We start from the raw sequence: 13774 nt of genomic DNA on the forward strand, positions 1-13774 counted from the left end.
TATCCCGCATGAACCCCTCCGCCTCCTTCGCCCCCGACGCCCCGTGGCGCATCGATCGCAATCGGCTCGCGACGCTCGCCGCGCGTCCCGCGCATGACTGGGACATCGAAATCGTCGATGAAACGGGCTCCACCAACGCCGATCTCATCGAGCGGCTGCGCGCCCTCCCGCGCGACAACACGCCGGGCGATCCGCCCGCGCCCATCGTCCGGGTCGCGTACTCGCAGACGGCGGGCCGCGGCCGGCGTGGCCGCGCATGGCTCGGGGAGCCGGGCAACGCGCTGCTGATGTCGGTCGGCTATGTGCTGCGGCGTCCTATCGAAGCGCTGTCGGGATTGAGCCTCGCCACCGGCGTCGCCGTGCTCGACGCACTCGCGCGCCTGCCGCTCTCGCCCTCCGCGCGCCCCGCACTCAAATGGCCGAACGACGTCCTGCTCGACGACGGCAAGCTCGCCGGCATCCTCATCGAAACCGCATGGAGCGCGCCCGGTGCGACAGCCGTGGTGATCGGCATCGGCATCAATCTGCACGGCGCGGAACAACTGTCCGCTCAGGTCGATGACGCCAATCGCCAGGCCGCGTCCGCCGTTCCCGGCGCGACGCCCGCCACGCTCGCCCGCGCATGGCCCGACGCGAACCTCACCGACACGCTCGCCGCGCTCCTCAACGCCCTCGACGCCGCCCTCCCGCGCTTCGAGACCGAAGGCTTCAAGCCGTTCCGCCAGCGCTGGACGGACGCCCACGCCTACGCCGGCCGCGAAGTCGTGCTGATCGATCAGGGACAGGAAATCACGCGAGGCGTCGCTTCCGGCGTCGACGATAGCGGCCAGCTGATGATCGACGCGCCCGAAGGACCGCGCACCGTCGCCACCGGCGAGCCGAGCTTGCGCCTCGCGAAGGAACGTCCGTGAGGCACACGCCGAACCTGCTGATCGATGCGGGCAACAGCCGCATCAAGTGGTCGCTCGTCGATGAAACCGGCGCGGCTATCGCGAGCGGCGCGTTAGAGCACGAGCGCGAGACATCGCAACACGACGACCCGGCGCTCGGCGCATGGTCATCGCTGCCGCATCCTGCCGACGCGTGGATGTCGAACGTGGCGGGCGCATCGGTACAGGAGCGGATCGAGCGTCTGATCGACGCGCACTGGCCTGCGTTGCCCCGCACCGTCGTGCGGGCGAAGCCGCGTCAATGCGGCGTGATCAACGGCTACTCGGAACCCGGGCAGCTCGGCAGCGATCGCTGGGCCGGCCTGATCGCCGCGCGCGCCGCGTATCCGGGCGAGAACGTGCTGATCGCCACTTTCGGCACCGCAACGACGCTCGAAGCCTTGCGCGCGAACGGCGTCTTCACGGGCGGCCTGATCGCGCCGGGCTGGTCGCTGATGATGCAATCGCTCGGCAGCCGCACCGCGCAACTGCCGACGCTCGACGCCACCGCCGCCAAACGCGCGCTCAATGCCGCCGCCGAAAAGCCGCACGGCGTCTTCGCGATCGATACCGCCGCCGCATTATCGTCCGGTTGCCTGCTTGCGCAAGCGAGCCTCATCGAACGAGCCTGGCGCGACCTGCGCGACGACTGGAAGGCGGATGTGCGCCTCGTGCTGAGCGGCGGCGCAGCCGATGAAATCGCGGGCGCGCTCGACGCGCCTTACACTCGCCACGATTCACTGGTGCTGTCGGGACTCGCGCTCATCGCGCGCGACGCGGCGGCGCTTCACTCTTTATGATTCTGATCGACTGACGGAGCCCAAGAATGCTGCGCTGGCTCATCGCCATTTTGACCCTGGCCAACCTTTTGATGTTCGCGCTGGTGCACGGCACGTTCGGCCCGCTGCCGGCTGCCGGCGCGCGCGAGCCGCAACACCTGATGCAGCAGGTGCGGCCCGAAACGCTGAGCATGCGCCCGCTACATCCCGAGGAAGCCGCCGATCAGCCGCAGGTCGGCGGTCCCGCGCCCGCCGCCAAGGTTCAGACGTCGCCGCTAGGCCAGTAAGGCCGGATCACGACTGCGCGCGCACTTTCCTGAGCAGCGCGGTCGTTGAGCGGTCATGTTCGAAGGCGATCGCCAGCGCCTTGCCGCCCCAACCCCGCACCAGCGCCGATTCCGCGAGCTTGTCCATGTCGTAATCGCCGCCTTTCACGAGCACATCGGGATGCACGGCGTCGATCAACTGCAGCGGCGTCGACTCCTCGAACTTCACGACGAAGTCCACGCTCTCGAGCGCGGCGAGCAGCGCCATGCGATCGTCTTCGTGATTGATCGGGCGATCGTCGCCCTTGCCGAGCATGCGAACGGAGGCATCGCTGTTGACGCCGACAATCAGCGTCGCGCCGAGCGCCTTCGCATCGGCGAGATAGGTCACGTGTCCGCGATGCAGGATATCGAACACGCCGTTGGTGAATACGACCGGCCCGGCGAGCGTCGGACGGAGCGCGGCGAGCGCGTCGCGCGTGGTGATCTTGCGTTCGAAAATGGCGGGCATGGCGACGCTCGGTGCAGTGGTCCAGGAGCGCGCATTGTGCCACGGCGACCCGCGCCTTCCGCGCGCTGCTCTGGACGTCCGGGTGCGAAAAAAAACGGCCCGTCAGTTCACTGACGGGCCGCTTCCTTCAAAAGGGGCTTTCGACGATCAGGCCGGCTGCTGCCCGGCCGCGCTGCCCGCCGCTTGCAGACGCTGCACCACTTCCTTGCGATAGCGGTTGAGCTCCTGCGCGGTGACGAACGAGCGCTCGAAGAGAATGGACAGGTTATGCAGAATGCGTTCGACGACCTTCTTCTCCCAGCTGTCGTCGAAGCGGATCTGGTCGTCGAGCCAGCGCTCGAGCCACTCCGGATCGGGCAGACGGGACTGCACGGTATCGCGCGGGAAAAGCGCCTGGTTCACGTGCAGATTCGTGGGATGCAGCGGCTTTTCCGTGCGACGCGCCGACGCCATCAGCACGCCGATCTTCGCAAACGCGGCGCGCGCGGAATCGCCCGCATTCGCGAGCGCCTTCTTCATGTAGCGCAGGTACGCGCCGCCATGACGGGCTTCGTCGCGCGAAATGGTTTCGTAGATGTGCTTGATGACCGGCTCGGTATGCCATTCCGCCGCCCGGCGATACCAGTGGTTCAAGCGGATTTCGCCGCAGAAATGCAGCATCAGGGTTTCGAGCGGCGGCGCCGGATCGAATTCGAAGCGCACCGCGTGCAGCTCTTCTTCCGTCGGCACGAGTTCGGGCTTGAAGCGGCGCAGGTATTCCATCAACACCAGCGAATGCTTCTGCTCCTCGAAAAACCACACGCTCATGAAAGCGGAGAAGTCGCTGTCGTGATGATTGTCACGCAAGAACATTTCCGTTGCGGGAAGAGCGGACCATTCGGTGATCGCGTTCATCTTGATGGTCTTCGCCTGCTCGTCGGAGAGCAGCGACGCATCGAACTTGTCCCACGGGATGTCCTTCTCCATATCCCAGCGAACGGATTCCAGCGATTTATAAAGTTCCGGATAAAGCATGGTGTTCATAGTCCACCCCTGATGCCACTTATGCGACGTTATATCTATAAGACTCTCGGCCCGAGCGTGCGCATAACGCTGCGCGCGAGCAACCAAGCTTTCAATTTTACGCGGGATTCGAGCGGTTACAGACGAAAACCGACAACAAAGCGCCATATTCAGCGCCGCGGCAACGCATTTCAGCCGCGCCTGACAGCCGTGCGATGTGCGGATGCACGCAGTGTGCGTCTTGTCTACCGTGGGTGAGGAGCGAAACGTGTGCCTGAGGTAGGGCCGGCTTTTCGCGCGGCGTGCTGCGCGGCTTACAGCGTGGCCTGCGCTTGTGACAGCGCGATGTTGCACTGGTTCGCGCACGCTGCGGCCCGAAGCGCGGCGAATGCCGTTCAGCCCGCGGGCCCGCTTCAGCTCGCCGTCTGAGACTGCTCCGGCAAGCCGGCCGATGATAGCACGGAGGCCGAACGCCAGGCCGCGACGGATTCTTCGATCGCGGTCAGGCCGGGCAGCTGATCGACGCCCTCGTGAATTTTCCGGCGCAGCGCGGGACTACTGCCTCCGACCCACATTCGCACGTGCGCCGGCAGCATGCTGCGCAGCTCCGTCAGCACATTGGCGATGACTTGCGCCGGCAGCACCGACGTGAACGACAGCGCGACGACATCGATTTCGTGCGCCCTCACCGCACTGGCGATATCGTGCAGCGGCGTCTGCAGCCCGAGCTGGATGCACGTGCATTCCGATAGCGTGAACATCGCTTCGGCCATCAGGATGCCGAGACCGTGGCCTTCGCCGGACAGCGTCGTGAGCAGCAGGCGCGGACGTCCGCCGCGTGCGCGCACCGCATCGGAGAGCGGGCGCATCAGGCTGCGCAGCGTGACCTGCAGCGCCTCGCTGAAGAGATGCTCGTGATAGACCTGCAGCGTGCCCGACGCCCACGCGTTGCCGACTCGCGCCGACAGCGGCGCGGCCACGTCGAGAACGAAGCGTTCGAGGCCTTCACGCGTCGCGCGCTTGAGCAGCCCGAAACGGAAGTCTTCGTAAGCGCCATTGCGCAGCAACGCGACCATCTGGTCGAGTTCGACATCCGGCGCGTCCTGGCCGATACCGGACGACTGCGCGAGTTGCTGCAATTGCTCGACCGGCTGCGCGAGCACCTTGCTCGGCCGATGCCCCGCGTCGAGCAGGCGCTTGACGAGCCGCAGCTTCGACACCTGTTCCTGCGGATACAGCCGTTCGCCGCCGGGCGAGCGCAGCGGTTGGGGAAAGCCGTAGCGGCGCTCCCATACGCGCAGCGTGTCCTTCGTCAGCCCGATTTCCTGGGCGATGGCGCCGATACCGATGCCCGTCAGCCCGCTCTCGAAGCCGTGCGATCGCGCCGGCTCGGCGGCAGCGTCGCCCTGGGCTGTGTCGCCGGCATCCTCGTCCGGGACCGGGCTTTCGTTCGATGAGTTTGTCATGGACAGAGTGAAAATGAATCACACTCATCGACGGTGCACGGAGCGTGCCTGATAAGCCGGGTGGACAAAGCGCGGGTAAGCGGGCGCTTAACGATGGACAGAACCAGGCCGGAGGCACTCTGCGCCTGGCGCAGAAGCCAGGGAAAACGCCCGGCGGCTTTTCAGCCGGCGGGCGTCGCGCAAAGCGGATTGCGTCGAACCGACGCTCACTCGCCTTTCTTTCGCGGCGGCGATTTTTTTACAGCCGCCTTTCGGGCTGCGGCGGCATCGGGCTTGGATTCGGCGCCGCCAGCGGGATCGCCAGGGGCAGGTGTCTGCGCCGCCGTTTCCGCCGAAGCGTCCTGCTGCCCGGGCGCGCCGGTCATGCCGGGCTGGATCATCGCGAGATGGGCGAGCTGGTTGAACTGCGATTGCAGCACGTTCCACCAGCCGCTCGGATCGAAGCCCGGTGGCAAGTTCGCGGACTGCGCCGCGTCGTCCGTGGCCGACGGTTGCGGTCCGGTTTCCTGCTTCGGGCCGTCAGGTGTGGCCGCGCCGCCCATCGGCCAGCGGCCGGCCGCCTTTTGCGTATCCGCCGCCGCGTTCTTCGCGCCTTCCATCGACGTCTGCGCGAACGCGCCGAACGAGCGCAACGTCGCGAGCGTGGCGCGCTGCACCTCGAGCGCCTGGATGGCCGATTGCAGCATGTTGAGATTCAGCTTGAGCCATTGCTCGACGGCGCGCATGTCGGTGACGCGCTTGTCGAGTTCCTCGATGTTCGTGAGCGGCGCGAGCATGTCGGACATCATCGACAGCGACGGTCCCACGCCCTGCGCGCCGCCCGGCATCGCAGCGGCGAAGGGGTTGAGCCGCATCATTTCCCACATCTTGCCCATCATGTCGGCCTGGCCGAATCCGGGGAAACCGGGAATCGAAAACGGCGGGGTGCCGCCAGTGTTATCGGTCATTCGACGCTCTCCATGATTGGTTGATCCACGCGTTTTTGTCGCGAGGTCGTTCAGAACGGCGCGCCGCCCGGGAAATCCGGCGCGCGGCGCTCGCGCAGCGAACGCATGCCTTCATGCACGTCCGGCCCGGCGAAGCCCATGAATTCGAGCGCGAGCGATGTATCGAACGTGGGCCCCGCCATGCGCAGCCAGTTGTTCAGCGCGTACTTCGTCCAGCGAATCGCGGTCTGCGATCCCTGCGCGAGCCGGTTCGCGACTTCGATCGCCCGCGGCATCAGTTCGCTCTCTTCCACCGCGAGCGATACCAGCCCGATGCGCTCCGCCTCCTCCCCGCTCACCGGCTCGCATAGAAGGAGATAGTACTTGGCCTTCGCCATCCCGCACAGCAGCGGCCACACGATCGCCGCGTGATCGCCCGCCGCGACGCCGAGCCGCGTATGTCCGTCGATGATGCGCGCCGTCTTCGATGCGATCGAGATATCCGCGAGCAGTCCGGCGACGAGCCCTGCGCCGACGGCGGGACCGTGCATCGCGGAGACGATCGGCTTGCTGCAGTTGATGACGTTGTAGACGAGATCGCGCGCCTCGCGCCACACGCGCGCGCGCACATCGAAGTCGTTCGCCATCTCTTCGACGAGCGCCAGATCGCCGCCCGCCGAGAAGCCCTTGCCCTCGCCGCGAATCAGCGCGACGCGCGTCTCGGGATCGCGATCGATGTCGCGCCAGATATCCGCCAGTTCGCGGTGCATGTTGGCGTCGGCGGTGGAGAGGCCGCTCTTGTTCGCGCCCGCGCCGGGCATCACCACTTCGAGCACGCCGTGCGCGTGACGGCGCAGTTGCAGCGACGTGTAGCCGGAATAAAGAGAAAGGTCGCTCATGTCGATCGCGTGTGATTTAGCGCGGCTGATACACCCACTTGCCGTCGCGTATCTCGACCATCACGCGGGCGCGCTGATCGAGGCCGATGTGATCGTTCGCCGTCATGTTGACGACGCCATTCGTATCCGCGAAGTTCTTCGTGCCTTCGAGCGCATCGCGCAATGCGTTGCGGAACGCCGGCGTGCCGGGCGCGGCGGCCTTCAGCGCGATGGGCGCGGCGCGTTCCAGCAGCATCCCCGCATCCCATGTGTACGAGCCGAACGCCGACACCGTCCCCGTGCCCTGCTTCGCTTCGTACAGTTTGATGTAGTTGAGCGCGAGCCGTTTCGCCGGATGATCGTCGGGCAATTGCGCGGCGACCAGCACCGGGCTCGTCGGCAGAAACGTGCCGTTGCAATCCGCGCCGCACACGCGCAGGAAGTCGCGGTTGCCCACGCCGTGGTTGTGATAGACGAGGCCCTTGTAGCCGCGCTGCGCGAGCGTTTTCGGCGGCAGCGCAGCGGGCGTGCCGGCCGCGCCTACTACGACCGCATCCGGCTTCGCGGCGAGAATCTTGAGGATCTGCCCGGTCACGCTCGGGTCCGTGCGGTTGAAGCGCTCGTTCGCCACCACGTTGATCTTGTGAAGCTGTGCGAACTTCGCGACTTCCGCGTAAAAGGTCTCGCCGAGGGCATCGGCCTGGCCGATGTACGCGAGCGTCTTCACGCCGTGATTGCTCGCGTGCTCGGCGATGGCGGAGGCCATCATCGCGTCGGTTTGCGGCGTCTTGAACACCCAGCGGCGCTTGTCGTCCACCGGTTCGATGATCTTCGACGATGACGCGAGCGAGATCATCGGCGTCTGTCCTTGCGCGACGACATCGATCATCGCGAGCGAGTTAGGCGTGATGGACGAACCGATGATCGCATCGACCTGATCTTCGGTGATGAGCTTCTTCGTGGTCTGGACGGCTTGCGTGGTGTCGGAGGCGTCGTCGAGCACGATGTAATCGACCGGCCGGCCGCCCATTTCCTTCGGCAGCAGCGCGACGGTATCGCGCGCGGGAATGCCGAGCGATGCGGCGGGCCCTGTCAGCGACAGCACGAGGCCGATCTTCACATGCGGCGTCTCTGCGAACGATGCTGTCGCCAGCATCAACGATACTGCCGCCGCCATCCACTTTCCGCCGCGCATCGACATCTCCTTGTACGTGTTGTTGTCGTCGTGCGGCGTGGGCGCCGCAACGCCCGGCAAGTGTACGGTGGCATGCGCCCTCGACGCATCGGGCGAAACCCGTTGCGTCTTCGGTGCGTCTTCAATGCTCCAGTTGCACGACGGCCTGATCGATCGCGCCGAAAATCGACTTGCCGGCTTCGTCGAAGATTTCGATGCGCACGCTGTCGCCGAACTGCATGAAGCCGGTTTGCGCCGCGCCATGTTCGATGGTTTCGAGGCACCGCTTCTCGGCGATGCAGCAGTAGCCGCGCGTCGCGTCCTTGTTCGAGATGGTGCCCGAGCCAACGATCGACCCCGCGCGCAGATTGCGCGTCTTCGCCGCGTGCGCGATCAACTGGCCGAAGTGGAAGACCATGTCGACGCCGCACTGCGGCTGACCGACCTTCTTGCCGTTCCAGTGCACGATCATCGGGCGATGCACGCGGCCTTCGCGCCATGCGTCGCCGAGCTCGTCGGGAGTCACGGCCACCGGCGAGAACGCGGTCGCGGGCTTGCTCTGAAAGAAACCGAAGCCCTTCGCGAGTTCCGCGGGAATCAGGTTGCGCAGCGATACATCGTTGACCAGCATCAGCAGGCGCACGCTTTTCAACGCTTCGTCCGGCGTGGGGGCCATCTCCACATCCGACGTGATGACGGCCACTTCCGCCTCGAAGTCGATTCCATACGATTCCGACGCGCACACGATATCGTCGGCCGGTCCGAGAAAGTCGTCGCTGCCGCCCTGATACATCAGCGGATCGGTCCAGAATTCGGGCGGCATTTCCACGCCGCGCGCGCGCCGCACGAGCTCGACGTGATTCACGTACGACGAGCCATCGGCCCACTGGAAGGCGCGCGGCAGCGGCGCCATGCACGCTTTCGGATCGAACGAAAACGAATGGCGGGCGCGGCCCTGATTCAGCGCGTCGTACAGCTCGATCAGCTGCGGCGCATAGAAGGTCCAGTCGTCGAGGGCGCGTTGCAGCGTCGTGACGATCCCGTCGGGGATGACTGCCGTGCGCAAATCGCGCGAAACGACGACGAGCTGGCCGTCGCGCGTGCCGTCCTTCAGCGTGGCGAGTTTCATAAGGCGGAGGCGGTGCTGAGATGACGTTAAAGGAAATCTATTTTACGATGGTGAATCGCCTGCCATCCGGCTAATTCCGACGCTTTCCATGCCCTCGCCCCTTCCCGCCACCGCCGACGACGATATCGACGCTTCCGAAGAGAAAGCGCGCTCGGGCATCCAGTCGATCGAAGTCGGCTTTCGCCTGCTCGACGTGCTGACGCACGAGCCGCGCGCGATGATGCTGCGCGACCTCGCGCACCGCGCCGGCATGAGCCCGGCGAAGGCGCATCGGTATCTGGTGAGCTTCGTGCGGCTGGGCGTGGTATCGCAGGACCCGCTTTCCGGCCGTTACGAACTCGGCGGCTTCGCGCTGCAAATGGGACTGGCGCGGCTCGCGCGCGTGGACGGCGTGAGGCTCGCGCGCATCGCGCTCGCCGGCTTGCGCGACCGGCTGGACCAGACCGTGGGCATCGCCGTGTGGGGCAATCAGGGGCCGACCGTCGTGCACTGGATGGAGTCGAGCTATCCGGCGAAGGCATCGCTGAAACTGGGCGATGTGATGCCGCTGCTGTCGTCCGCGACGGGCCTGCTGTTCGCCGCCTATCTGCCGCGCAGCAAGACGCAGCCGATGCTCGACCGGGAACTCGCTGCCAACAAGCAGACAATCGCCGATATTGAGCCGCTGCTCGCCGATGTCCGCGAACACGGTGCGGCGCGTGTCGAAGGCATGCTGCTGCCGACGATCCACGCGTTCTGCACGCCGGTCTTCGATTCCACCGGCGATCTGGCGCTCGGGTTGATCGCGCTCGGTCACGAAGGCGCGTTCGATACGCGCTGGGGTGGCGAAATCGACGCCGCGCTTCGCGAGTGCGCGCGCGGCCTGTCGTACGAACTGGGGTATCGCGCCAGCGATGCCCCGGCGCACTGAGGAACATCGAATCGGCGCCGCCTGTCTTAACCGTTTGTCCCGTTCGCCGCACGCGCTCGCCTTTTGCTTCCCTGTTTCGATGCCCTTGTCTGACTTCCGCCGTCCTCGCCCCATGTCGGGCGAGCCGTTCTCCGCCGCGTCCTCAAACGCCCCGCCTCGCCGCTGGACGCGATGGGGGCTGGCCGCGCTCGTCGTCGCCGGCTTGCATTTCGGCGCGATGCGCTGGATCGAGTTCGCGAAGCAGCCGGTCAATCCCCCGCCGATGGAAAAGCCGCCGGTGCAAGTGGAGTTGCTCACGCCGAAGCCCGTCGCGCCGCCGACGCCAGCGCCTGCAAAGCCCGCGACGCTCAGGCCCGCGCATCCTGCGCCGAGAGCGCAACCGGCGCCCGCGCCGGTGCTGAGCGCCGCTACGCCGCAACCCGCTGCGCCCGCGACGGAATCGACGGAAGTGGCGAGTTCGGCCCCCGTGGAGGCGTCCGCGCCGCCGCCCGCAGCCGAGCCGCCTGCACCCGCCGCCGCATCGGGCGACAAAATCGACGTCCCGCCGACCGGCGAGTTGCGCTACGACACCCTCGTGAACGGCGTGATGAACCAGACCGGCACGATCCACTGGACCAACGACGGCCAGCGCTACGAGATGGTGGTCTCGATACCCCTGCCGTTCGTCGGGCCTTTCGTGTATTCGAGCAAGGGACATATCGATGCGTTCGGTATCGCCCCGGAACAGTATTCGGAGAAACGCGGCCGCCGCGCCGCCGATATCGCCATCTTCAATCGCGATACGAAGCAGATCGTCTATACGCGCACGCCGAACAGCCAGCCGCTCGCCGACGGCGCGCAGGACCGATTCAGCGTCGTGATGCAGTTGACGAGTCTCGTGCGCGGCGCACCGGACCGGTACAAGCCCGGCGTCACGCGCCAGTTCAGCGTCGCGGACAACGACAGCAGCGAAATCTGGCCGATGGAAACCGTCGGCGATGAAACGGTGGAAGCGCGCGGCGGATACGTCACCGCGCGGCATTTCACACGCCTGCCGCGCCGCGAAGGGGACCGGCGCAGGCTCGATGTGTGGCTTGCTCCGGCACTCGGATGGCTGCCGGTTCGCATTCTGCAAACCGAGCCGAACGGCATGCAGGTTGAAATGCTGTGGGCGGGCAACATTCAGTCGCCGTCCGCTGCGGCGCAGCCCGAGGCTCCGGGCACGCGGGATGCATCTGAAGAAACCGCGCCCGCCCCGAGTCCTCAGATCAGGCCCTGATGGCGGCGCGTCGAAGCGCGCATCCACACGCGGACAAGCTTTTCTCACGGAGCCGATATGCAGTTGAACATCAATGGCATCGACACGCGGTACGTACTCGACAACGAAGGCGGCGGTCCCTGGCTCACGTTCATCCACCAGTTGGCGGGCGATCTGTCGGTCTGGGACCAGATGGCCGGTTATTTCCGCAACAGTTACACCGTGTTGCGTTACGACTTGCGCGGCCACGGACACACGGCGGTGTCGCCGGATGCCTTCACCATCGACGATCTTGCCGATGACCTCTCGGAACTGCTCGACCGCCTCGGCGCGCCGTCGACGCATGTCGTCGGGTTGTCCATCGGCGGAATGGTCGCGCAGAAGTTCGCGATCAGGCATGCGGACAAGGTCGATTCACTGACGGTTGCCGGCGCGCCCGCCTTCATCCGCGAGGAAGCGCGTCCGACGTTTGCGCAACGCGCCGCGTCCGTGCGCGAAAGCGGAATGGCAAGTATCGTGGAACCGACGCTTGCGCGCTGGCTCACTGCGGATTTCCGCAAGGCGCATCCGGAGGTCGTCGAGCAGATTGCCGAAACCATCGCCCATACGCCTGCCGAAGGTTTTGCGCGTGCAGCCGAGGCATTGAGCCGCTTCGATGCGCGCGCCGGGCTGGCGTCGATTGCGAAACGCACGCTGGTCGTGGCTGGTGAACTGGACAATGGCACGCCGCATGCTGAATCCAAAGTGATCGCGGACACGGTGCCGGGCGCGCAGTTCGAGTTACTGAATGCGGCACATCTGTCTCCGGTCGAGGTGTCACAGCGTTTTTGCGCATTGCTGGATGCGTTCTTGCGCGGGCCCGCCTGAGCTTGTATCACAAGAAATAGCCTCGATAAAACCGGCATCACGTCGAGGCCACCCCTTGAATTCCCACCCCGTCGCTCCACTTAGGATGCAGGTTTGCCAGAAGCAAAAGGAATAAGGAGTGTCGCCATGCAAATGATCTACAACAGCCCTAACTATTGCGTCGTCGAGTTTCCGCCGCAGGACAACCATCTCGCGATGATGTCGGGCGGTTACGAAATCGTCGACAAGAACACGCAACGGGAGATCTTCATCGACGGTGCGCTTGCCGAGAAGTTTCGGGAGCATGTGCAAAAGCTGATCGAAGAAGAACCATCGCTCGAGGATGTGGATGAATTCCTCGGCCAGTTCGACGTTTTGATGACCCAGCCGGTCGTGCTTCACTGATTTACCGCGCGGGCGCATCACGCGCCTCGCGCCGCCACTGCTTGCCGGCGCTCAGGCGAGCCATGCAGCAAGGCAAACAAGCGACACGCCAGAAAGACCCCGTCCCTTATCGGCGGGGTTCTTTTTTTGTGCGTCGGGACTTTGCGTCCGCCGTCCCGCGCGGAGCGATTGCGCTTGGCTGCGGCTACAATGACGGACTAATTCATCATCGGGTACAGGGCCTGTCCGTCATGAACCAGAACGCCTATCCGAGTCCGTCGGGCGCGAAGTCGCCCGCGCGCGAGTACACGCGCGGCGCCGCGCTGCCTGCGCTTTTGCAACGACGCATCCTGATTCTCGATGGCGCAATGGGCACCATGATCCAGCGCTACAAGCTCGACGAAGCCGCGTATCGCGGCGAGCGTTTCAGGGATTACGAGCGCGATATCAAGGGCAACAACGAGTTGTTGTCGATCACGCAACCGCAAATCATCCGCGAGATTCACGACAAGTATCTGGCTGCGGGCGCGGACATCATCGAGACGAATACGTTCGGCGCGACGCGTGTAGCGCAGGCCGACTATGGCATGGAAGAACTCGCGGCTGAAATGAACCTCGCATCGGCGAGGCTCGCGCGCGAAGCCTGCGATGCCTTCTCCACGCCCGAGAAGCCACGCTTTGTTGCCGGCGCGATCGGACCGACGCCGAAGACCGCGAGCATTTCGCCCGACGTCAACGATCCGGGCGCACGCAACGTCACCTTCGACGAGCTGCGCGACACCTATTACGAGCAGGCGAAAGCGCTGCTGGATGCGGGCTGCGACCTGTTCCTCGTAGAAACCATTTTCGACACGCTGAACGCAAAGGCTGCGCTCTTTGCGCTCGATGAGTTGTTCGAGGACACCGGTGAACTCGTGCCGATCATGATTTCGGGAACCGTCACGGATGCATCCGGGCGCATCCTGTCGGGGCAAACGGTCGAGGCGTTCTGGAACTCGCTGCGTCATGCGAAACCGCTGACGTTCGGGCTGAACTGCGCGTTGGGCGCGGCGCTGATGCGTCCGTATATCGCCGAGCTGGCGAAGCTGTGCGATACCTATGTTTCGTGTTATCCGAACGCGGGCCTGCCTAACCCGATGAGCGATACGGGCTTCGACGAAACGCCGGACGTAACGTCGGGATTGCTGAAGGAATTCGCGGAAGCCGGGTTGGTGAATCTTGCGGGCGGGTGCTGCGGGACGACGCCGGAGCATATCGCGGAGATTGCGAAGGCGCTGATGGAAGTGAAGCCGCGGAAGTTTCCGTCGCAGTATCGGGATGCCGCCTGACATCAAAGA

15 protein-coding genes are annotated in these 13774 nt (G+C 65.2%); 8 read left to right on the forward strand and 7 right to left on the reverse strand.

The window, feature by feature from the left end; genetic code table 11:
• Positions 1–8 precede the first annotated feature (8 nt).
• Genes P9220_RS02970 through P9220_RS02980 form a run of 3 tightly spaced genes read left to right on the forward strand, consistent with a single transcriptional unit; the run spans position 9 to position 1995 of the window.
• Positions 9–911 carry a biotin--[acetyl-CoA-carboxylase] ligase gene (locus tag P9220_RS02970; RefSeq protein WP_309763509.1) on the forward strand — a complete coding sequence of 301 codons (903 nt, stop codon included), beginning with the start codon at positions 9–11 and terminating at the stop codon, positions 909–911.
• Positions 908–1729, forward strand: a complete 822-nt coding sequence (locus P9220_RS02975; protein WP_309763510.1) for a type III pantothenate kinase — start codon at positions 908–910, stop codon at positions 1727–1729. The genes P9220_RS02970 and P9220_RS02975 overlap by 4 nt, the downstream gene beginning before the upstream one ends.
• 26 nt (positions 1730–1755) lie before the next feature.
• Positions 1756–1995 (forward strand): hypothetical protein, encoded by a 240-nt coding sequence (locus P9220_RS02980; RefSeq protein ID WP_309763511.1) that lies wholly within the window; start codon positions 1756–1758, stop codon positions 1993–1995.
• Positions 1996–2002: 7 nt separating this feature from the next.
• Here P9220_RS02980 and rfaE2 read toward each other — a convergent pair whose 3' ends face one another.
• From rfaE2 to P9220_RS03015, 7 genes are all read right to left on the reverse strand, one after another.
• The gene (gene rfaE2, locus P9220_RS02985) at positions 2003–2485 is read right to left on the reverse strand and encodes a D-glycero-beta-D-manno-heptose 1-phosphate adenylyltransferase (protein WP_309763512.1); all 483 of its coding nucleotides are present in this window, start codon (positions 2483–2485) and stop codon (positions 2003–2005) included.
• A gap of 147 nt (positions 2486–2632) precedes the next feature.
• The gene (locus tag P9220_RS02990; RefSeq protein WP_309763513.1) at positions 2633–3508 is read right to left on the reverse strand and encodes a ferritin-like domain-containing protein; all 876 of its coding nucleotides are present in this window, start codon (positions 3506–3508) and stop codon (positions 2633–2635) included.
• Positions 3509–3900: 392 nt separating this feature from the next.
• The gene (locus tag P9220_RS02995) at positions 3901–4953 is read right to left on the reverse strand and encodes a MerR family transcriptional regulator (protein ID WP_309763515.1); all 1053 of its coding nucleotides are present in this window, start codon (positions 4951–4953) and stop codon (positions 3901–3903) included.
• Positions 4954–5159: 206 nt separating this feature from the next.
• Positions 5160–5900: a PhaM family polyhydroxyalkanoate granule multifunctional regulatory protein gene (locus P9220_RS03000; RefSeq protein WP_309763516.1), complete on the reverse strand. Its 741-nt coding sequence runs from the start codon at positions 5898–5900 to the stop codon at positions 5160–5162.
• 50 nt (positions 5901–5950) lie between these two features.
• Positions 5951–6778 (reverse strand): enoyl-CoA hydratase/isomerase family protein, encoded by an 828-nt coding sequence (locus P9220_RS03005; RefSeq protein WP_309763517.1) that lies wholly within the window; start codon positions 6776–6778, stop codon positions 5951–5953.
• A 16-nt stretch (positions 6779–6794) separates the two neighbouring features.
• Entirely contained in the window at positions 6795–7934 is a 1140-nt protein-coding gene (locus P9220_RS03010) for an ABC transporter substrate-binding protein (RefSeq protein WP_309765363.1), read from the reverse strand.
• A gap of 139 nt (positions 7935–8073) precedes the next feature.
• Positions 8074–9060 (reverse strand): fumarylacetoacetate hydrolase family protein, encoded by a 987-nt coding sequence (locus P9220_RS03015; RefSeq protein WP_309763518.1) that lies wholly within the window; start codon positions 9058–9060, stop codon positions 8074–8076.
• 88 nt (positions 9061–9148) lie between these two features.
• Here P9220_RS03015 and P9220_RS03020 point away from each other — a divergent pair, with 88 nt between their 5' ends.
• From P9220_RS03020 to P9220_RS03040, 5 genes are all read left to right on the forward strand, one after another.
• Complete coding sequence (locus P9220_RS03020) at positions 9149–9970, forward strand: IclR family transcriptional regulator (RefSeq protein ID WP_309763519.1); 822 nt, start codon at positions 9149–9151, stop codon at positions 9968–9970.
• A gap of 79 nt (positions 9971–10049) precedes the next feature.
• On the forward strand, positions 10050–11228 hold the full coding sequence (locus P9220_RS03025) for a DUF3108 domain-containing protein (RefSeq protein WP_309763520.1): 1179 nt from the start codon (positions 10050–10052) through the stop codon (positions 11226–11228).
• 57 nt (positions 11229–11285) lie between these two features.
• Entirely contained in the window at positions 11286–12074 is a 789-nt protein-coding gene (locus P9220_RS03030; RefSeq protein ID WP_309763521.1) for an alpha/beta fold hydrolase, read from the forward strand.
• A gap of 126 nt (positions 12075–12200) precedes the next feature.
• On the forward strand, positions 12201–12458 hold the full coding sequence (locus P9220_RS03035) for a DUF3567 domain-containing protein (protein ID WP_309763522.1): 258 nt from the start codon (positions 12201–12203) through the stop codon (positions 12456–12458).
• A gap of 230 nt (positions 12459–12688) precedes the next feature.
• The gene (locus tag P9220_RS03040; RefSeq protein WP_309763523.1) at positions 12689–13765 is read left to right on the forward strand and encodes a homocysteine S-methyltransferase family protein; all 1077 of its coding nucleotides are present in this window, start codon (positions 12689–12691) and stop codon (positions 13763–13765) included.
• The last annotated feature ends 9 nt before the right edge of the window (positions 13766–13774 follow it).

Origin of the sequence: Caballeronia sp. LZ016, assembly GCF_031450805.1 — a bacterium.
Taxonomy (GTDB): domain Bacteria; phylum Pseudomonadota; class Gammaproteobacteria; order Burkholderiales; family Burkholderiaceae; genus Caballeronia.